This window comes from Streptomyces sp. NBC_00568 (assembly GCF_026341855.1).
Lineage (GTDB): Bacteria > Actinomycetota > Actinomycetes > Streptomycetales > Streptomycetaceae > Streptomyces.
Map to the genome: position 1 here is coordinate 6273803 of NZ_JAPENW010000001.1, position 18046 is coordinate 6291848.

An 18046-nucleotide genomic window follows, 5' to 3' on the forward strand; every position below is an offset into this window, starting at 1 on the left:
CACTACAGCTGTAGTGAGGGGGTGGAGCGGCCGTCGCGCACCCGCGACGGCCGGGGGCCGAGGAGGAGTCATGGCACAGGCACAGCCGGCGGCAGCGCGCGCCGTCGTCGTCGGAGGCGGCATTGGAGGCCTCACCGCGGCGGTGGCCCTCCACCTGCGTGGCTGGCGGGTCACCGTCCTCGAGCGCTCACCATCGCTCGCGCCGGTCGGCGCCGGAATCTCGCTGGCTCCCAACGCGCTGCGCGCGCTCGACGTGATCGGAGCGGGCGACGCCGTCCGGGAGCTCGCCGCCTGGCAGGGCGACGGCGGCATGCGCACCCCGAAGGGCCGCTGGGTGTCCCGGATCGACTCCGCCGCCCTCGCCGAACGTTTCGGCGGCCCCCTCGTGGTGCTGCACCGGGCCACGCTCATCGACAAGCTGGCCGCCCGGCTCCCGGAGGGGACTGTCCGCATGGCGGTCGCGGCGACCCTGGTCGACCCCGGCACACGAACGCGCCCTGCCCTCGTCCGCACACCGGACGGCGATCTGGAGGCCGAGCTGGTCGTCGGCGCCGACGGCATCCGGTCCGCCGTACGCCGGACGCTCTTCCCCACGCACCCCGGGCCCGTGTACTCCGGCTTCACCACCTGGCGGATCGTGACGCCTGCGCCGGAGCTGCCCTTCGCGGCGCACGAAACCTGGGGCAGGCGCCGGATCTGGGGAACGCAGCCGCTCAAGGACGGCCGGATCTACGCGTACGGGGCTGCCCTCGCCCCCGCCGGTGAACGGGCCGCCGACGACGAACGACAGGAACTGCTGCGCCGCTTCGGCGACTGGCACGAGCCGATCCCGGCGCTGATCCGTGCCGCCGCCCCCGCGGACGTACTGCGTCACGACGTCCACCACATCGCCGAACCGCTGCCCGCCTTCCATCGCGGGCGGGCCGCCCTGCTCGGCGACGCCGCCCACGCCATGGCGCCGACCCTCGGGCAGGGCGGGAACCAGGCCATCGAGGACGCGATCGTGCTGGCTCACCACGCCGAACCGGCAGGGAGCGCCGACCTGGCTGCCTACTCGGCGGACCGGGGACCCCGCACGGCAGCCATCGCCCGAAAGGCCCTCCAGGTGGCCCGGATGAACATGATGGACAACCGCGCCGGCATCGCCCTGCGCAACACGGCGATCACGGCCTTGTCCAAGGCGGGGCCCGCGCTCTTCCTGCGGAGCTTCGACGGAATCGCCGACTGGCGCCCGCCGCAGCGGCCGTATGCTTCCGACGGGACCCGCGTCGGCAACTGAAGGAGATCTCCGTGAAGGTCGGCTGCATCGGACTCGGCGACATCGCGCAGAAGGCGTACCTGCCGGTGCTCGGTGTGCAGCCCGGGGTCGAACTGCATCTGCAGACCCGGACGCCCGCCACGCTCGACCGGGTCGCCGACAGCCTTCATCTGCCGCCGACGCAGCGCCACACCGACCTGGCGGACCTGCTGGCACAGGACCTCGACGCGGCGTTCGTGCACGCGGCCACCGTCGCCCACCCCGAGATCGTCACGCGCCTGCTGGAGGCGGGCGTACCGACGTACGTCGACAAGCCGCTCGCCTACGAGCTGGCCGAATCGGAGCGGCTGGTACGTCTGGCGGAGGAGCGGAACGTCAGTCTCGCGGTCGGATTCAACCGGCGTCACGCGCCCGGATACGCGCAGTGCGTCGAGCACCCGCGCGAGCTGATCCTCATGCAGAAGAACCGCATAGGGCTGCCCGAGGAACCCCGCACGATGGTCCTCGACGACTTCATCCACGTCGTCGACACCCTGCGCTTCCTGGTGCCCGGTCCGGTCGACGACGTCACGGTGCGCGCCCGCACCGAGGACGGGCTGCTGCACCATGTCGTGCTCCAGCTCGCCGGAGACGGATTCACGGCACTCGGTGTGATGAACCGGCTGAGCGGCTCGAACGAGGAGATCCTCGAGGTCTCGGGCCAGGACACCAAGCGACAGGTGGTCAACCTCGCCGAGGTGATCGACCACAAGGGGCAGCCGACCGTGCGACGGCGCGGGGACTGGGTGCCGGTGGCCAGACAACGCGGCATCGAACAGGTGGTCCTCGCGTTCCTCGACGCCGTGCGCGCGGGGAAGGTGCTCAGCGCCCGGGACGCGCTGGCGACTCATGAGCTGTGCGAGCGGGTGGTACGAGCCGTTCAGGAGCAGTCCGCCGCAGCCTGAACGCCCGCGCGCCCTCCGTCACGCACAGCGCCGCCAGCACCAGCAGGGCCGCGTGCACCGGCCAGTCGCCGAACCGGACGTACGGCGTGACACCCCGGGCCACCGGCACCTCGTACACCGTCGCCCCGCTCGCACGGGTGCCGAGCCAGGACCCGATGCGCTCACCGCTCGGGCCGTAGACGGCGGAGACGCCGGTGAGCGTCGCGTGCACCATGGGGCGGCCCGTCTCGGCGGCGCGCAGCGCGGCGAGCGAGGCATGCTGCTCGGGCGCCCAGCTGTGCTGGAAACTCGACGTCGAGGACTGGGCCAGCAGCACCTCGGCGCCGTCCTGGGCGAGGTGGCGGCTCATGTCGGGGAACGCCGTCTCGAAGCAGACCATCGGTCCGACGCGCAGCCCGTGTCCGGCGTTCATCACCACCTGCTCGGTGCCCCGCATACGGTCCTCGCCGGCCGCCTTGCCCACGGAGGTGGCCCAGCCGAGCAGGGAACGCGCGGGAACGTACTCGCCGAACGGGACCAGCCGCATCTTGTCGTAGCGGTCGCCGGTCGGACCCTGCGGCCCCACCAGGACCGAGCTCTTGTAGATGCCGGGCCGGTCGGAGCGGCGCGCGTCGACGTTCACCAGGATGTCGGCGCCGACCTCCCGGGACAACGCCGCGACGCGGTGCGCCAGATCGGGCCGGTCGGCCAGGTCGAATCCGACGCTGCTCTCGCCCCAGACGACCAGGTCGGCGCCCCGGCCCGCGAGTTCCCGGGTGAGCGACTCCTCGCGCGCGAACCGCTTGTCGCCACTCGCGCTGCCGTCCACGACACCGGGCTGCACGACGGCGATCCGTACCCGGCCGTCGACATCCGGGCGCGGCGACCACACCCACGCCGCCGAGGTCGCGGCGGCCGTCGCGACCAGTCCGGCCACGGCGGGCATACGGGACTCACGCACCGAGACCAGCACGGCGACCGCGACGTTGACCGCCACCACCAGGAAGCTGAGCAGCCACACCCCGCCGACCGAGGCCAGCCGCAGCGCGGGCTCCACCTGCCACTGGCTCGATCCCAGCAGACCCCACGGACCGCCCAGGCCCTGCCAGGACCGGGCGAGTTCCACCATCAGCCAGCCCGACGGCAGGACGAGGAGGGCGGCGCCGACCTGGCCCGTTGACGGCACACCCGCCAGGAACCGCCGGACGAGCCAGCCCCAGGGGGCCCACAGAGCGCCGAGCAGCGCCGCTATGACCACCGTGAAGACATGCAGGCTCGGCAGCAGCCAGTGGTGCACGGCCAGCATGAAACCGAGTCCGCCGAGCCAGCCGTCGTACGCGGCACGCCGGCCCGTGGGAGCCGAGCGGGCCAGCAGGATCCAGGGCACGAGCGCGATGTACGCGAACCACCACCAGGACGGCGCGGGGAAGGCGAGCATGGGCAGCGCACCCGCCAGCGCGGCGACGAGGCCGCGCCGCCAAGGGGAGTCCAGCCATCGGCCGAACCAAGCGTCGGGCCTCTTCATCCTTCGCCTCCCTCCCCGGTGGTCCCTCCAGTGTGCGCGTCGGCGGCGATCTCCGACAGGGGGCAATGAGACCGGGAGGGGGCGCGCCGACGGGAGGGCGCCCCAGGTCGTGACGCGGGGCGAGCCCACGTCGGCGGGGTCAGCGGTCCGGGTGGTGAGGGAGTCGGAGGCAGACTCAGGTGCTCGCGGGTGCGTGCCGGGGCTGTGGCATCCGGCGCCACTTCTCCTGGACGACCACCTCGCGCAGCCGCCAGCCGTCGTCGGTCCGCAGCAGACCGAAGGCGTACCGCCCGCCGCACACGAAGTCGGGCGCGGTGGATTCGCCGTCCTGGCCCGCGAACCGCATCGGATTGATGTAGTCCGCCTGGACCCGGGCCGTGTCGCCGGAGTCCTGATCCAGCACGCCGAACCGCAGGCGCCGGTTGACGATCAGATGCTGGCGCATCGCGAACAGTTCCATGCTCTGCGACAGCCACCCGGTGACCTCGGTGGCGTCGCCCTCGATGCCGCCGGCCGAACGGTAGTCGGCGCGTCCGTCCGACGTGAACAGCCCTCGGTACGCCTCCCAGTCGCCGTCGTCCACTGCCACCGCGTACGCGGTGACGATCTCGTCCACGGCGAACCGGTCCAGCACGGTCGCGAGCTCCACACGCTGCGTCATCGGCTCAGTGTTGGCCACGGGGCCTGCCACGCCAAGAGGCTGGGCGGGGATATTCGATGTCCGGGGGATTCGGTTCCGCATCCGCCGCCACCGTGCGGGTGGGTACGGCGGTGTCGTGGCGCCGCCCGTACACCTGCCTGCCGATCCTGGAACGTGAGACGTCGTGTCGAGGGCGGCGCGGATCTGCGATCGTTGGTGATCCACTGTCCGTACCAGGAGGCTCCCCATGGCACGTCCGGTCACGATCGTCACGGGTGGCAGCCGGGGGATCGGAGCCGCGGCCTGTGTCCGACTCGCGGCGGACGGGCATGACGTGGTGGTCGGCTATGTGAGCGACGCCGAGGCCGCCGAGCGGACCGCGACCGCCGTCCGCGCGGCCGGGGCGCGCTGTGTCAAGGTGCGCGTGGACACCTCCGACGAGGCCGACGTCGAGCGGCTCTTCGACACGACCGCGGACCGGGTGGGCCCGGTGACAGGGCTGGTGAACAACGCCGGGGTGACCGGACCGCTCGGACGGCTCGCGGACGCCGACCCCGCCGACCTGCGGCGCGTGATCGAGGTCAACCTGCTGGGCACGCTGCTGTGTTCGCGTCGCGCGGCCCGGTCCATGGCCGCCCTCGGAGGCGGCGCCATCGTGAATGTGTCCTCGGCGGCCGCCACGCTCGGCAGTCCCGGCGAGTTCGTGCACTACGCGGCGAGCAAGGCCGCCGTCGACGCGCTGACCACGGGACTCGCCAAGGAACTCGGTCCCGACGGCATCCGCGTCAACGCGGTCGCTCCCGGCATGATCGACACCGAGATGCACGCGACCATGGGCGACCCGGGCCGCGCCGAGCGTGCCGCCTCGTCGATTCCGCTGCGCCGCGTCGGCCGGGCCGAGGAAATCGCCGCCGCCATCGCGTGGTTGATGTCGCCCGACGCGTCGTACACGACGGGGGCGGTGGTGCGGGTGTCCGGCGGGCGGTGAGCCCCGGCTGCTCTCCCGGCGTCCAAGTCGACGTATCGGTGGGGTGGTTGTACCGGCGTGCCGGGACGGCCCTACGCCGCCTCGATGATCTCCCCGCGGATCGCCTCGGCCCACTTCACGACCAACAGCTCGTACTCCGCCCGCTCCTGTGCGGACAGGGAGCCGCCCGCTCGCGTCCACAGAGCGCGGATCTGTTCGTTCAACGCGGCGGCAGACCGCACGGAACCAGACGGAGTGAAATCGGGGGACATGCGCACCAGCCTAGGGGCAAGGACTGACACTGCGCTACCGGACGGCTACGCAAGCCGTATGCCCTTCGTCACGGCGCACGCGACCGACGCCCCGCCGTTCGTCCGACTCCGCGCCCAGGGCTACGGGCGCCCCGGGCGGCGGCCCGGGGCGCTCGACGATGCCGACGGGGTAGCCGGCGGTCGAGTTCCCGCCGCCCGGGCGACGCGCTCACGTTTTGCGAGACCGTCGCCGGGCGTGCGCGCCCGCCGGCATCGTCCGCGCCGGCGGCGTGGAGACTCGGATGCCGCCGCCCGGAGTGATCCGGGGCTTCCGCTGCGGGCTCAGCCCTTCGGCACGCCCGCCTCCGGCCGTTCCGCCCACACCTGCGCGGCGAGCGCATCCGCCTCGTCCTGAGGGATCCCGGCCTTCACCAGGATGATCCCGCGGCTGCCATCCGGAAACTTCACACTGCGCGCTTCCATGCCCAACCGGCCCAGCGTTGGCTCCTTCGGCATGCTCCACCTCCAGTCGTGGAGACCACGCTAAAGCGGCCCCGCCGCAGTCGGCAGAAGATGTTCGGCCAGACGGCCTACTGCCCCCCTCACCTGGTACATCGCCCGTGGCATCCAGGGCGGAACCGGGCTCGCCGGCCCGGGCGTCGCCCGCCCGACCAGGGCCGGCCCCGTGGCACGGAAAGGAGCAGACTGCCGCCCCTGACGCCGCACCCCCGCCGACGGAGCCGGGAGCGGTGGCCGAGGGTGCCGGGAGCCCTACGTCCACAGAAGCCGTGCCGTCGCGCGGTCCCGGTCGGCGGCCGACGACGGTGCGAGCGAAGCCGTCCTCTCCGCGACGACGGCCGGCGCATGACGTTCCTTATGCGAGGCTTCGGTCGAGGTCGCGATGGTGCGTGACGAGGAATCAATGGGGGGCGAGTGATCACTCCAGCACCGCCGAGGCGGGCATGTGTCCGCTACGGCGCCGATGGGGTCAGGTGCGGCAACGCCACGAACCGGGCCGACGGCTGGTGCGGACAGTGCGAGGGGTACACGACACCCGAGCCGCCGACCGCCGACGCCGGGGCTAGGCAGCGTCGCTCCGCCTGGCGTTGGGGACCCGGGCACTGGACGCCCGCCCCCTTGGGGATGGACTCCGACGAGGCGTACGAGATCGACGTCACGCCAGGGGCTGCGGCCGTCTACGCCAGGGTCCACGCGGTCGAGCCGCAGAACGCGGAGACGCAGATCCGGTCGCTGTTCGAGGATCTCATAGCCGACCACGCGGCCACGGAGCGGAACGAGGCCGGCGCCTGGCGCGTCTACTTCCCGAAGCACGGTTACGGCCTGCTCATCAGCGAGGACCGCAGCCACATCCTTCGGTACTGCACCCGGCACATGGAACGGACCTGGGCCCAGTACCGGACCGGCGTCGCCTCCCGCATCACCGGACCGAACCGCATGCCCGCCTGGAAGCGCGAGGGAGTGGCGAGGCACATCGACCTCGCGGTCGGGGGGAAGGTCGTGGACCTCTACGCCCGGCACAAGCTGGGGCTCAAGGTCACGTCGGAGAACATCGACGAAGTGGCGCGGAGGCTCGCCGCCCATGTGAACGAGAACGTCCTGCCTCAGTGGCGACACGGTGACGACGAGTCGATCGACGACGGGGGCGGCAACACCTGGCGCCTCGTCCGCGACGAAGAGCACCCCGGTGGACTGATCCTGGCCACCTACGCCACCGGCGGCACCTCTCCGCAGGACCGCGGTGAGACGCCATGAGCACGGACTCCGTGCCTGACGGGCCAGTGGACACCGCGTCGATGGAGGACGACGAGGTCCCGCGGTAGACGACGTCGGGCCCCGGTATCAGGACCTGGCCGGTTCATCGGTGCGCCGGGGCCCGCACGGCGCGTGGCTCATCAGGCCTCCTCGTGTCCGGTGAACATGCTGATCAGGCCGTGGGGCGCGTTGTCGCCGAAGAGGAGCTCGTGGAGCTCGGCGCCGCCGGTGGCGGCCGCGGCGCTGCGGGGGAACAGGGCCCGCTCGTACGCGGTGAGCGCGGCCTCGAGGTCGTCGGGGTGCGCCGCGATGGCCTCGCCGAGTTCGGCGCCGTCGTACATGGCAAGGTTGGCGCCTTCGCCGTTCGGGGCCGAGAGGTGGGCGGCGTCGCCGAGCAGGGTCACCCCCGGCACCCGGTCCCACCGGTGCTCGTCGGGCAGGGCGTTGAGAGTGCGCAGGACCGGCGGGGTCTCACCGTCGGTGATCAGCGCGGTGAGCTCCGGGGCCCAGCCGTCGAACTCCTGCGCGATCCGCGCGGTGGCCGCGGCGGCATCGGTGAAATCGATACCGGCGAACCAGTCCTGCGGCTCGGAGAGCGCCACATAGGTGTGGAGGGTCCCGCCGCTCTCCCGGTGAGCCTGGATGCCCTTCCCCGGGGCGAGCGCGAACAGCGCTCCGGCGCCGACCGCCTTCGCGCCGGCGGGGTGCCGGGTGTCGGCGTCGAACAGGTAGGTCTCGATGAACGATCGGCCGATGTACTCGGGTGTCGCATCGGAAAGCAGCGGCCGGACCCGGGACCACGCGCCGTCCGCGCCGACCAGCAGGTTCGTGACGGTGGTGCCGCCGTCGGCGAAGGTCACCTCGTGGCGCCCCGCGCCGAGGGTGCGGACGCCGCTGACCTTGTGGCCCCACCGGACGGTTCCGGCCGGGAGCGAGTCGAGCAGGATCCGTCGCAGCTCGCCACGCAGCACCTCGGGGCGTCCACGCGTGCTGTCGTCGTCGTACAGGACGGTTCCGTCCGGGGCGAGGACCCGTGTCGCCTCGCGGCCCTCCAGGATGATGCCGCGGAACTCGTCCATAAGATCCGCCGCCTGGAGAGCGGGCTGGCCGGTGTCGTCGTGGATGTCGAGCATGCCGCCCTGTGACCGCTGGTCCGGAGAGGCCTCCGCCTCGTAGATCGTGGCCGGGATTCCGTGGACGTGCAGGACGCGGGCGAGCGTGAGGCCGCCGAGTCCGGCGCCGATGATCGTGACGGGAGTGGTCATGGTGCTTCCTTCCTGATCGCGGACCGCTGGGCGAACACCCTCCACCCGGCGGTCACCTGCTGGAACGCCGTTCCAGCGACTCCAGGATGGAACGGTGTTCCATTGCCTGTCAAGCTGGAACGGCGTTCCAAGGAGCGTCTAGGATGGGGGCATGGCAACGGGAACGCGCCGGTCACAGCGGCGCACGGAGGCGCTCTCGCGGGAGAGCATCGTCGAGGCGGCCGTCGAACTGCTCGACGGCGCGGGCGAGGGCGGGCTGACGTTCCGGGCGCTGGCCGAGCGCCTGGCCACCGGGCCCGGGGCGATCTATTGGCACGTGGCGAACAAGGGCGAGCTGCTCGACGCCGCGACCGACGCGGTCGTCGCCGCCGCTCTGGCCGTCGAGCCCGCCGAGTCCCCGGGCTCGCCGCGGGACGAGATCCGCGTCGTCGCGCTCGGCCTGTTCGACGCGATCGAGGAACACCCGTGGCTCGCCACGCAGCTCTCGACGCATCTCTCCCGCAGCCCCTGGGGCTCGGTCACGCCGCGGATCTTCGAAAGCGTCGGTCGGCAGGTCCCCGAACTGGGCGTGCCCCAGGACGGCTGGTTCACGGCGACCTCGGCGTTGGTGCACTACATCCTCGGCGCCGCCGGCCAGAACGCCGCGAACACCGCGAGCGCCCGCACTCTCGGGGCCGGGGTGGGCCGCACCGAGTTCCTCGACTCCGTGTCGAAGGCGTGGGAAGCACTCGACCCCGACGACTACCCGTTCACCCGGGCCGTCGCGGACCAGCTGCGCGACCACGACGACCGCGAGCAGTTCCTCGCCGGTATCGACCTCGTCCTCACCGGCATCACCGCTCGCCGGCCGCCCGGTGAATAGGCGCACGCCGGCCACCATCCGAGCTGGGGCGATGTCGGATGGCGGCGGCCTGTGACGACCCTGTTGTCAGTGGCGGCTCGTAGGCTGGTGCCAACATCCCAGCGATCCAGTCGGGTTGTTGCTGCTGGGGCCCCGCCGGAGTGATGCCCGCGCGGGGCACTCGACCTGCCCGCCCGGCTCGTCGACCACTCGACCTGCGCGCCCGCGTCGACCGCAGGGATCAAGCCCGACGCCGGAACGGCCGGCGGTCCCTGCTCAGCGGTGAGCGCGCTCCGCTCGGCGGCGGACATGGTCGTCCTGGCGCGTGGGAGACGACTGGGAGAACGAGCCCCCAAGTCGCCCCGTCCCGCTCCCTGACCGTGCGACCGGCGCGAGTTCGGGCGCGTGACGCAGTCCTGGAGGGGGAGCCGCTGCCTCAGCCGGCGGATTCGGCGGCGTGCGGGCTGAGGACGTCCGTGCTGACCAGCGCGATGATGACGATGCCGAGCGCGATCCGGTACCAGACGAACGGCATGAAGCTCTTGTGCGAGATGAACTTCATGAACCAGGCGATCACCGCGTAACCGACGGCGAACGCGATGATCGTCGCGAAGATGGTGGGGCCCCAGGACACATGGCCCTCCGCGGCCGCGTCCTTGAGCTCGAAGGTGCCGGAGGCGAGGACGGCCGGCATGGCCAGGAGGAAGGAGTAACGGGCCGCCGCCGCGCGGCCGTAGCCCATGAAGAGGCCGCCGCTGATGGTCGCGCCGGACCGGGAGACGCCGGGGATCAGGGCCATCGCCTGGCAGAGGCCGTACAGCAGGCCGTCCCGGGTGTTCAGGTCCTCAAGTCCCTTGCGCTGCTTGGCTGCCCGGTGCTTTCCGCCCGACTCGTCGCGTGCCGCGAGCCGGTCGGCGATGCCTATGACGATGCCCATCACGATCAGCATCGTGGCCGTGACCCGCAGATCGCGGAACGGTCCCTCGATCTGGTCCTTGAGGGTGATCCCGAGCACGCCGATCGGAATCGAGCCGACGATCACCAGCCAGCCCATCTGGGCGTCGTGGTTGCTGCGCATCGCCTTGTTCGTGAGCGAGCGGAACCACGCCGACAGAATCCTTCCCACGTCCTTGCGGAAGTAGATCAGCACCGCGGCCTCCGTGCCGAGCTGCGTGATGGCGGTGAAGGCCGCACCGGGATCCTCCCAGCCCGCGAACGCCGCGGTCAGCCGCAGATGCGCGCTGGAGGAGACAGGAAGAAATTCGGTCAGCCCCTGGACGAGTCCGAGGATGAGGGATTCAAACCAAGACATGAAGTTACGTGGTCCAAGTGCTGGTCGTGGAAGGGCGACGGGCACGCCGTATCGCGGTGCGGGGTGATCACGGGTGTCGAGGGCAGCGTAGCGTCCGCGTGCGACAGCCCGGTCACAGGGGTTTCGCAGCCGGACGCGGCCGCCCTCCGCCGTCCCGGTGCGGGGCGTTGTCGTCCCTGGTGGCGGGCCCGCGGGTGGTCCTTCGCGAGCCAGGGTCCGGCTCGGGTGCCGCCGAGGTCGGGCCGAGGTCCCTCCTGAGGTCCGGTTCGGCTCCGGCCCAGGTCCGACCCGGGGCCGGACCGGTTCCGGACCCGCGGCGTGATGGGGAGTGACCGTGCGGTGGCCGGGGGTGTTGACCGGCCGCCGGGCCGCCGCTTACGTTGCTGCGGCAGGGAAAGCGCTTGCTGTCGCCGAGGGGCACGCGTTCGGTGGCGCCAGGCGTTGGCCGACGTCTGACATCACGTCCGATGGAGCGCTGATCAGGTAGATGACCTCATCCCGTACCGCAATCGATCCCCAGGCCTCTCCGAGCCGCACCGCGGACCCCGTGACCACCCCGAGCAGGGCGGGCACCCCTCTCGGCGGTCGCCGTATCAGGGCCGCCGTCGTCGGCGCGGGTGCCATCGCGCGCGGGAGTCACCACCCCGCACTCGCCCGGCTCGCCGAGGAGGGCGAGACGGAGATCGTCGCGGCGGTGGACATCGCCGAAGGCGCGGTCCGGGCGTTCTGCGCCGAGGCGGGCATCCCGCACGCGTACACCGATCTGGACCGGATGCTCGAGGAGCAGCGGCCCGATCTCGTCGCCGTCTGCACCCCGCCGACCCTGCACCGTGAGCAGACCGTCGCCGCGCTGCGGGCGGGCGCGTGGGTGTGGTGCGAGAAGCCGCCCGTGCCGGCGCTCGCCGACTTCGACGCCGTCGAGGCGGCGGAGGGTACGGACGGCGGGCCGTACGCCGCGATCGTCTTCCAGCACCGCTTCGGCTCGGGCGCCCGGCACGTACGGCGCCTGATCGCGGAGCGGGCCATGGGCCGGCCGCTCGTCGCGCACTGCCAGACCACCTGGTACCGCAACGCCGACTACTACGCCGTCCCCTGGCGCGGCCGCTGGGCGACGGAGGGCGGCGGGCCCGCGATGGGGCACGGCATCCATCAGATGGATCTGCTCCTCGATCTGCTGGGGCCGTGGACCGAGGTGCGCGCGATGACCGGTCGTCTGGTGCACGACGTGGAGACGGAGGACGTCTCGACCGCCCTGGTCCGCTTCGCGAACGGCGCCCTGGCGACCGTCGTCAACAGCGTCCTGAGCCCCGACGAGGTCAGTCGTATCCGCGTCGACTGCGAGCGCGCCACCGTCGAGCTCACCCACCTCTACGGTCACAGCAACGACAACTGGCGGATCACTCCGGCGCCCGACGTGCCGGAGGCCGATGTCGCCGCCTGGCGGGATTTCGGCGCGGACGTGCCCAGTTCGCACCTCGCGCAGCTGCGGGACCTCGTCGCGAGCATGCGGGCGGGGGAACGGCCGCGCAGCAGTGGTGCCGACGGGCGCAGCAGCCTGGAACTGATCACCGCGCTCTACAAGTCGGCGTTCACGGACACGACCGTCCGTGCGGGGGAGATCGGTCCGGGAGACCCGTACTACACGGCGCTGCACGGTGGCGCCCCCGGCTGGGCACCCGCCGGGACCCGGGCACCCGCCGGGACCCGGGCACCCGCCGGGACCCGGGCACCCGCCGGGACCCGGGCACCCGCCGGGACCCGGGCGCCGGACGGGACCCGGGCGCCGGACGGGACGGGGCCGTCGGATGCAGCGGATGCCGGCGGGCGTCCGGCTGTGCCGGGCGGGGCCGGGCCGTCCGGGGTCGAGGCGTCCGGGGCGGTCGGCGCGGAGGTACGGGCATGAGCGGGTCCTCCGACCAGGGGCTGCGGCTCGTCCACACGCACGGGGAGCGCATCGCGATCAGCGAGGTCTCCACCGGCGTCGAGCTGGTGAGCTATGTCTACCGGCCCGAGGCGGCCTGGGAGTCCCCGAAGCCCTATCTCCATCCCCTGCGGACGCTGGCCGGCAACGTCGTCACGGACTACCGCCCGAACGACCACCGCTGGCACAAGGGCCTCCAGATGACGGCCTCGCACCTCTCCGGCCAGAATCTGTGGGGCGGCAACACATACGTCCACGGAAAGGGATATCTCGAACTCCCGGAGCGTGTCGGGTCGATGGCGCATGTCGCCTTCGAGGAGGTCACCGCGGAGGGCGGTGCCGCGGTCATCGCCGAGCGGCTCACCTGGCATCCGTACGACGGTGAGCTGTGGGCCGAGGAGGAGCGCCGCGTCGAGGTGCGTGACGTCGACCCGGAGGCGGGCTCCTGGGCGCTGACCTGGAGCTCCGCTGTCACCAACCGCCGCGAGGAGCCGCTGCGCTTCGGCAGTCCGACGACCGCGGGGCGCGAGATGGCCGGCTACACGGGTCTGTTCTGGCGCGGACCGCGCTCCTTCCGGGACGGGCGGGTCATCGGTCCGGAATCCGAAGGGCCCGACCTGATGGGGCGGCAGGCGCCCTGGCTCGCGTACTCGGCCGAGCACGACGGCACCGACGGTCACGCGACCCTCGTCTTCGCGCACGCCCCCGAGAACGACCACTCCGGGTCGCGGGGCACCCACCCGGCCCACTGGTTCGTGCGCAACGAACCCTTCGCGGCGGTCGCCCCGTCCCCGGCCTTCTTCGAAGAACTGGAACTCGCTCCCGGTGACACCCTCGCCCGCCGCTACCGGGTGGTCGTCGCCGAGGGCGCCTGGGAACGCGAGGACGTCGTCAAGTACCTGGCGGAGCACCCCTGGTGAGCGCCGTGACTCCCGGCTTCCCGGGGCTCCCGGGAGCCGTCGCCGTGTCGCACCTGCGGGTGTACGACTGGCCCGCGGCGGACGGCGTGTGCGGCGGAACCCCCCATCTCCACCTGACCTGTTCGGAGGCGTACGTCGTCACCGGCGGGCGGGGTTCCGTCCAGACGCTGACGGCATCGGCGTACGAGGTGACGCCGCTCGTGCCCGGCACCGTCGCCTGGTTCACCCCGGGCACGATCCACCGGCTCGTCAACGAGGACGACCTGCGCATCACCGTGCTCATGCAGAACAACGGCCTGCCGGAGGCGGGTGACGCGGTCATGACCCTGCCCCCGGAGTACCTCACCGATCCCGGGACCTACGCTGCGGCGACCGTCATTCCGGCGGACGCGCCGGAGGGAGAGCGGGCGCGCTTCGCCCGCGCCCGGCGTGATCTCGCCCTGGAGGGCTATCGCGCGTTGCGTGACGCGGACGGCCCCGCTCCGCTCGCGGCGTTCCACCGGGCCGCCGCGGCCCTGGTGCGGCCACGCCTCGCGGAGTGGCTGGCGCGGTGGCGACGCGGCGCCGAGGCCGCCGTCACGGCCACCGAGGACCAGCTCGACCGGCTGGAGCGGGGCGACGCCTCGCATCTCGCCGGTGCCGTCGTGCGGGCCGAACGGCCTTCTGCGCGAGGCCGGTTCGGCATGTGCGGGCGGCTCGACGTCTACGAGGGGGCCGAGTAGGGCAGGCGTACGGCCCCATCCGCGAGACGGCACACATCGCTCTCTGCCGGACTCCGCGTCGCCGGCGCCCTGCCCGCGGTCACGCCACCGCGGGCCCCGTCACCGTCCAGCCCGGGGCCTGGGGGTGGGCGGTGAGGGCGTCGTGTTCGACCTGCTCCCCGCACTCCCGGCAGACCACCTGGGGGACCAGCTCGTGGCCGCAGGTGTGCTCCAGCACCATGGGACGGAAGCCGCCCTCCTGGAGGTGCCGGTCGCCCCATGCCATGAGGGTGAGCAGGACGGGTTCCAGTTCGAGACCCGCCCGGGTGGGCCGGTACTCGTAGCGCTTGGGGCGGTCGCTGTACTCCGCCTTCTCCAGCAGCCCGGCGTCGACGAGGCGCTTCAGCCTGGTCGTCAGCACGTCACGAGGGGCGCCGGTGTTGCGCACCAGCTGGTCGAAGCGCGTGGCGCCGAGCGACACCTCGCGCAGGACCAGCAGGGAGTACTTCTCGCCGACGAGAGCGAGCGTCGCGGCGATCGAGCAGGGGCGGGCGTCCTTCATGCCATCAGTCTACCGAGTGGGTTGGAACTTCCAACCCACTCGGTTACTCTTGGGTCACTTGGAGAGTTGGAAAATCAAACTCACTGACTCGCCGAGTTCGAAGACCGGACGCACCCGGTCGCCGGTTCCCCGACCTCACAGATCTGAGAGGCATCCCATGCGCGACGCCGTGATCGTCGAAGCCGTACGCACCCCGGTGGGCAAGGGCAAGCCGAACGGCTCCCTCGCCCACGTCCACCCCGTGGAACTCCTCGCCCACACCCTCCGTACGCTCGTCGAGCGCTCGGGGATCGACCCGGCGCTGATCGACGACGTCATCGGCGGCACCGTCGACCAGGTCGGCGAGCAGGCCATGAACACCACCCGGTACGCCGTGCTCTCCGCGGGATTCCCCGAGTCGGTGCCCGCGACCACGGTGGACCGTCAGTGCGGCTCGTCGCAGCAGGCCGTGCACTTCGCCGCGCAGGGCGTCATGTCGGGGGCGTACGACATGGTCGTGGCCTGCGGTGTGGAATCGATGAGCCGTGTGCCGATGTGGTCCAACGTGCCGACGGGCGCGGATCCCTTCGGGCCCGGGGTCGCCGAGCGCTACCCCGAGGGGCTGGTGCCGCAGGGCATCAGCGCCGAACTCATCGCCGCCAAGTGGGGCATCACCCGCGAGCGGATGGACGCCTTCGCCGTGGACTCGCACCGGAAGGCCGCCGAGGCGTGGAGCGCCGGTCTGTTCGAGGCCGAGGTCGCGCCCCTGGAAGGTGTCACCCGGGACGAGAGCGTCCGTCCCGGCAGCACCCCGGACATACTCGCCGGGCTGAAGCCCGCCTACTACGACCCCGCCTTCGGCGAGCGTTTCCCGCAGATCGACTGGTCGGTCACGGCCGGGAACGCGAGTCCGGTCAACGACGGCGCGTCCGCCGTGCTCATCACGTCGAGCGAGACCGCCGCCCGTCTCGGCCTGCGGCCCGTCGCCCGTCTGCACAGCTTCGCCGTCACGGGTTCGGACCCGCTCCTGATGCTCACCGGCGTCGTCCCGGCCACCGAGAAGGTGCTGCGCAAGGCAGGGCTCGACCTCGGCGACATCGACCTCTTCGAGGTGAACGAGGCCTTCGCCGCCGTCGTCCTCGCCTGGCAGCAGGAGACCGGCGCGGACCTGTCCAAGGTCAACGTGCACGGCGGGGCGATCGCGATCGGCCACCCGCTCGGCGCGAGCGGCACCCGCCTCACCACGACCCTCGTCCACGCGATGCGCGCCCGCGGGGCCCGCTACGCGCTGCAGACGATGTGCGAGGCGGGCGGACTGGCCAACGCGATGATCCTGGAAGCCGTGCGCCCGTAGCGGCCGTCGTGCCTCAGTGACCGCGCAGGTGGTGGCGCTTGCGCCAGGCCACCACCGCTCCGGCCAGGGCGGGGAGCGCGATGAAGGCCATCGCGATCAGGAAGGCCGGGGAGGTCGGTGACGACGCACGGGCACCGGCGACGGCGTACGCGGCGGTGTTCGGGATCGAGCCGAGCGCCGTCGCGAGCAGGAAGGGCAGCCAGCCCATGCGGGAGACGGCCGCGCAGTAGTTGGCGGCCCAGAACGGCACACCGGGGAACAGCCGGGCCGCCATCATCGAACGGAAGCCGTGCCGGCTGAGCTGACCGTCCGCCGCCTTCAGCCAGCGGGCCCGCAGCAGCGGCCGCAGCGCGTCCTGCCCGAGGATCCGGCCGAGCCCGAAGGCGACACCGGCACCGAGCACCGTGCCCACCAGGGCGGTGCCCAGGCCCAGTTGGGACCCGAACAGGGCGCCGGCCGCCAGATTGAGCAGAGGGCGGGGCACGAACGCGACCGTGCACAGCCCGTACGCCACGGCGAACGCGACGGCCGCCGCGGCGCCGCCGAGCTGGGGCGGCCAGCCGTCGGCGAGCAGCCGCTGCGGTTCGAAGAGCAGCACGCTCGACGCGGCCGACGCGAGCAGCACGACCAGCAGGGAGAGCCGCGACCACGGCGAGAGCAGCGCTCTCAGGCAGAGCCCGGCCGGGCCGGTGCGTGCGGCGGTCGGGTCTACGGGTGCGGCGACGGCAATCTCCGAGGCGACGACCAGGTCGGCGGCGACGGTGAGCTCCGTGGCGGCGGCCTGGGGAGTGGCCGTGGCGGTGCCCCCAGAGCGGGTGGTGGCATCGAGCATCCGGTGACACTAACCGACAGACGTGTGTGATCGCCGTATGGTTCGTCTCATGGGCGTCACAGCTTCCGGAACGTCAGGTGCCCGGTTCGAGGTGCCGGACAGCCCGCTCGCGGACACCGTCCTGGACCGGCTCACAGCTGTCTACGCGGCTGCCGCCGACCCCCGTCGGGCCGCGTCGATGCGCGCCTACATGAAGGACATCGCCCCCTTCCTCGGGCTGACGACGCCCGAGCGCCGCGCCCTGTCCCGCACCGTGCTCGTGGATACCGCCCGCCCCGGCGAGGCGGACTGCACGGCGATCGCACTGCGCTGCTGGGAGCTGCCGGAACGCGAGTACCAGTACTTCGCCGTCGACTATCTGCGCCGCCATGTGGCGCGCCTGTCGCCGGGCTTCCTGCCGGTGGCCCGGCACCTCGTCACCACCGTCTCCTGGTGGGACACCGTCGACGCGCTCGCCGCGCACGTGGTGGGAGGCCTGGTGGCCGCCGACCCGGCACTGCGGACCGACATGGACGCCTGGATCGAGGACGACGATCTGTGGGCCGCCCGCACCGCTCTGCTCCATCAGCTCCGCTACAAGGAGGCCACCGACACCGGGCGCCTCTTCGCGTACTGCGTCCGCCGGTCCGGCCATCCCGACTTCTTCATCCGTAAAGCGATCGGATGGTGTCTGCGCGAGTACGCCAAGACCGACCCGCGGGCGGTGCGGGACTTCGTCGCCGCGGAGCGGGAGAGACTCGCGCCGCTGTCCGTGCGCGAGGCGCTCAAGAACATCGGCCCCTGACCGCCGACGGCCGGCCGAGCGACCCCTCGGCCCCCTGAGACACCGCCCGCACCACGCCCGTCCCAGGGGCCCGGAAAACCATTCGACGTGGGCAGACGCGTCGGCAATGATCTCCTCATGTTCCGGTACGCCTTCCTCCTCGCAGCATCCGCAGTCGCGGATGCGCCGAAGGCTGCCGTCCAGATCATCACGGCAGCCGTAGACGGCGCCCGAAGCTGACCCTTCCCGGATTGTCCGG

At 72.2% G+C, this 18046-nt stretch carries 18 protein-coding genes; 10 read left to right on the top strand and 8 right to left on the bottom strand.

The window, feature by feature from the left end; genetic code table 11:
• Nucleotides 1–70 precede the first annotated feature (70 nt).
• Both OOK38_RS27295 and OOK38_RS27300 read left to right on the top strand, forming a co-directional pair.
• Entirely contained in the window at nt 71–1279 is a 1209-nt protein-coding gene (locus tag OOK38_RS27295; protein ID WP_266848866.1) for an FAD-dependent monooxygenase, read from the top strand.
• A gap of 11 nt (nt 1280–1290) precedes the next feature.
• Nucleotides 1291–2202 carry a Gfo/Idh/MocA family protein gene (locus tag OOK38_RS27300; RefSeq protein WP_266756215.1) on the top strand — a complete coding sequence of 304 codons (912 nt, stop codon included), beginning with the start codon at nt 1291–1293 and terminating at the stop codon, nt 2200–2202.
• Here OOK38_RS27300 and lnt read toward each other — a convergent pair.
• Both lnt and OOK38_RS27310 read right to left on the bottom strand, forming a co-directional pair.
• A complete protein-coding gene (gene lnt / locus OOK38_RS27305; protein WP_266756213.1) occupies nt 2120–3706 on the bottom strand; it encodes an apolipoprotein N-acyltransferase in 1587 nt (528 codons plus the stop codon). The two genes, OOK38_RS27300 and lnt, sit on opposite strands and share 83 nt — an antisense overlap.
• Before the next feature lie 175 nt (nt 3707–3881).
• Entirely contained in the window at nt 3882–4367 is a 486-nt protein-coding gene (locus OOK38_RS27310) for a nuclear transport factor 2 family protein (protein WP_266756211.1), read from the bottom strand.
• Nucleotides 4368–4593: 226 nt separating this feature from the next.
• Here OOK38_RS27310 and OOK38_RS27315 point away from each other — a divergent pair, with 226 nt between their 5' ends.
• Nucleotides 4594–5334: an SDR family NAD(P)-dependent oxidoreductase gene (locus tag OOK38_RS27315; protein WP_266756209.1), complete on the top strand. Its 741-nt coding sequence runs from the start codon at nt 4594–4596 to the stop codon at nt 5332–5334.
• A gap of 71 nt (nt 5335–5405) precedes the next feature.
• Here OOK38_RS27315 and OOK38_RS27320 read toward each other — a convergent pair whose 3' ends face one another.
• Together OOK38_RS27320 and OOK38_RS27325 are read right to left on the bottom strand one after the other, a co-directional pair.
• The gene (locus tag OOK38_RS27320) at nt 5406–5585 is read right to left on the bottom strand and encodes a hypothetical protein (RefSeq protein ID WP_266756208.1); all 180 of its coding nucleotides are present in this window, start codon (nt 5583–5585) and stop codon (nt 5406–5408) included.
• A 321-nt stretch (nt 5586–5906) separates the two neighbouring features.
• Nucleotides 5907–6080, bottom strand: a complete 174-nt coding sequence (locus OOK38_RS27325; protein WP_266756206.1) for a hypothetical protein — start codon at nt 6078–6080, stop codon at nt 5907–5909.
• Between the two features lie 621 nt (nt 6081–6701).
• Here OOK38_RS27325 and OOK38_RS27330 point away from each other — a divergent pair.
• Nucleotides 6702–7337 carry a hypothetical protein gene (locus OOK38_RS27330; RefSeq protein WP_266848868.1) on the top strand — a complete coding sequence of 212 codons (636 nt, stop codon included), beginning with the start codon at nt 6702–6704 and terminating at the stop codon, nt 7335–7337.
• Nucleotides 7338–7477: 140 nt separating this feature from the next.
• On the opposite strand, the gene OOK38_RS27335 is transcribed toward OOK38_RS27330, so the two are convergent.
• The gene (locus OOK38_RS27335) at nt 7478–8602 is read right to left on the bottom strand and encodes an NAD(P)/FAD-dependent oxidoreductase (protein WP_266756202.1); all 1125 of its coding nucleotides are present in this window, start codon (nt 8600–8602) and stop codon (nt 7478–7480) included.
• Nucleotides 8603–8753: 151 nt separating this feature from the next.
• Between OOK38_RS27335 and OOK38_RS27340 the strand changes: the two genes are divergently transcribed.
• Nucleotides 8754–9464, top strand: coding sequence for a TetR family transcriptional regulator (locus OOK38_RS27340; protein WP_266756201.1), 711 nt, complete (start codon nt 8754–8756; stop codon nt 9462–9464).
• Between the two features lie 415 nt (nt 9465–9879).
• Here OOK38_RS27340 and OOK38_RS27345 read toward each other — a convergent pair whose 3' ends face one another.
• Entirely contained in the window at nt 9880–10755 is an 876-nt protein-coding gene (locus tag OOK38_RS27345; RefSeq protein WP_266756200.1) for an undecaprenyl-diphosphate phosphatase, read from the bottom strand.
• A 547-nt stretch (nt 10756–11302) separates the two neighbouring features.
• Between OOK38_RS27345 and OOK38_RS27350 the strand changes: the two genes are divergently transcribed.
• The 3 genes from OOK38_RS27350 to OOK38_RS27360 are packed head-to-tail and all read left to right on the top strand — an operon-like array spanning nt 11303 to nt 14318.
• A complete protein-coding gene (locus OOK38_RS27350) occupies nt 11303–12658 on the top strand; it encodes a Gfo/Idh/MocA family oxidoreductase (RefSeq protein ID WP_323178831.1) in 1356 nt (451 codons plus the stop codon).
• Nucleotides 12655–13596, top strand: coding sequence for a PmoA family protein (locus OOK38_RS27355; RefSeq protein ID WP_266756197.1), 942 nt, complete (start codon nt 12655–12657; stop codon nt 13594–13596). The genes OOK38_RS27350 and OOK38_RS27355 overlap by 4 nt, the downstream gene beginning before the upstream one ends.
• Nucleotides 13590–14318: a cupin gene (locus OOK38_RS27360; RefSeq protein WP_266765581.1), complete on the top strand. Its 729-nt coding sequence runs from the start codon at nt 13590–13592 to the stop codon at nt 14316–14318. The genes OOK38_RS27355 and OOK38_RS27360 overlap by 7 nt, the downstream gene beginning before the upstream one ends.
• A gap of 79 nt (nt 14319–14397) precedes the next feature.
• Here OOK38_RS27360 and OOK38_RS27365 read toward each other — a convergent pair whose 3' ends face one another.
• On the bottom strand, nt 14398–14859 hold the full coding sequence (locus OOK38_RS27365; protein ID WP_266756195.1) for a helix-turn-helix domain-containing protein: 462 nt from the start codon (nt 14857–14859) through the stop codon (nt 14398–14400).
• Between the two features lie 157 nt (nt 14860–15016).
• Between OOK38_RS27365 and OOK38_RS27370 the strand changes: the two genes are divergently transcribed.
• A complete protein-coding gene (locus OOK38_RS27370) occupies nt 15017–16192 on the top strand; it encodes a thiolase family protein (RefSeq protein WP_266756194.1) in 1176 nt (391 codons plus the stop codon).
• Between the two features lie 13 nt (nt 16193–16205).
• On the opposite strand, the gene OOK38_RS27375 is transcribed toward OOK38_RS27370, so the two are convergent.
• Nucleotides 16206–17024, bottom strand: coding sequence for a TVP38/TMEM64 family protein (locus OOK38_RS27375; protein WP_266756193.1), 819 nt, complete (start codon nt 17022–17024; stop codon nt 16206–16208).
• 49 nt (nt 17025–17073) lie between these two features.
• Here OOK38_RS27375 and OOK38_RS27380 point away from each other — a divergent pair, with 49 nt between their 5' ends.
• On the top strand, nt 17074–17808 hold the full coding sequence (locus OOK38_RS27380) for a DNA alkylation repair protein (protein WP_266756192.1): 735 nt from the start codon (nt 17074–17076) through the stop codon (nt 17806–17808).
• The last annotated feature ends 238 nt before the right edge of the window (nt 17809–18046 follow it).

What these genes read in the sequence shown, in the direction of transcription:
- OOK38_RS27295 (WP_266848866.1), top strand. Translation starts at nt 71, where the DNA reads ATGGCACAGGCACAGCCGGCGGCAGCGCGCGCCGTCGTCGTCGGAGGC.
- lnt (WP_266756213.1), bottom strand. Translation starts at nt 3,706, where the DNA reads ATGAAGAGGCCCGACGCTTGGTTCGGCCGATGGCTGGACTCCCCTTGG.
- OOK38_RS27310 (WP_266756211.1), bottom strand. Translation starts at nt 4,367, where the DNA reads ATGACGCAGCGTGTGGAGCTCGCGACCGTGCTGGACCGGTTCGCCGTG.
- OOK38_RS27315 (WP_266756209.1), top strand. Translation starts at nt 4,594, where the DNA reads ATGGCACGTCCGGTCACGATCGTCACGGGTGGCAGCCGGGGGATCGGA.
- OOK38_RS27320 (WP_266756208.1), bottom strand. Translation starts at nt 5,585, where the DNA reads ATGTCCCCCGATTTCACTCCGTCTGGTTCCGTGCGGTCTGCCGCCGCG.
- OOK38_RS27325 (WP_266756206.1), bottom strand. Translation starts at nt 6,080, where the DNA reads ATGCCGAAGGAGCCAACGCTGGGCCGGTTGGGCATGGAAGCGCGCAGT.
- OOK38_RS27335 (WP_266756202.1), bottom strand. Translation starts at nt 8,602, where the DNA reads ATGACCACTCCCGTCACGATCATCGGCGCCGGACTCGGCGGCCTCACG.
- OOK38_RS27340 (WP_266756201.1), top strand. Translation starts at nt 8,754, where the DNA reads ATGGCAACGGGAACGCGCCGGTCACAGCGGCGCACGGAGGCGCTCTCG.
- OOK38_RS27345 (WP_266756200.1), bottom strand. Translation starts at nt 10,755, where the DNA reads ATGTCTTGGTTTGAATCCCTCATCCTCGGACTCGTCCAGGGGCTGACC.
- OOK38_RS27355 (WP_266756197.1), top strand. Translation starts at nt 12,655, where the DNA reads ATGAGCGGGTCCTCCGACCAGGGGCTGCGGCTCGTCCACACGCACGGG.
- OOK38_RS27365 (WP_266756195.1), bottom strand. Translation starts at nt 14,859, where the DNA reads ATGAAGGACGCCCGCCCCTGCTCGATCGCCGCGACGCTCGCTCTCGTC.
- OOK38_RS27370 (WP_266756194.1), top strand. Translation starts at nt 15,017, where the DNA reads ATGCGCGACGCCGTGATCGTCGAAGCCGTACGCACCCCGGTGGGCAAG.
- OOK38_RS27375 (WP_266756193.1), bottom strand. Translation starts at nt 17,024, where the DNA reads ATGCTCGATGCCACCACCCGCTCTGGGGGCACCGCCACGGCCACTCCC.
- OOK38_RS27380 (WP_266756192.1), top strand. Translation starts at nt 17,074, where the DNA reads ATGGGCGTCACAGCTTCCGGAACGTCAGGTGCCCGGTTCGAGGTGCCG.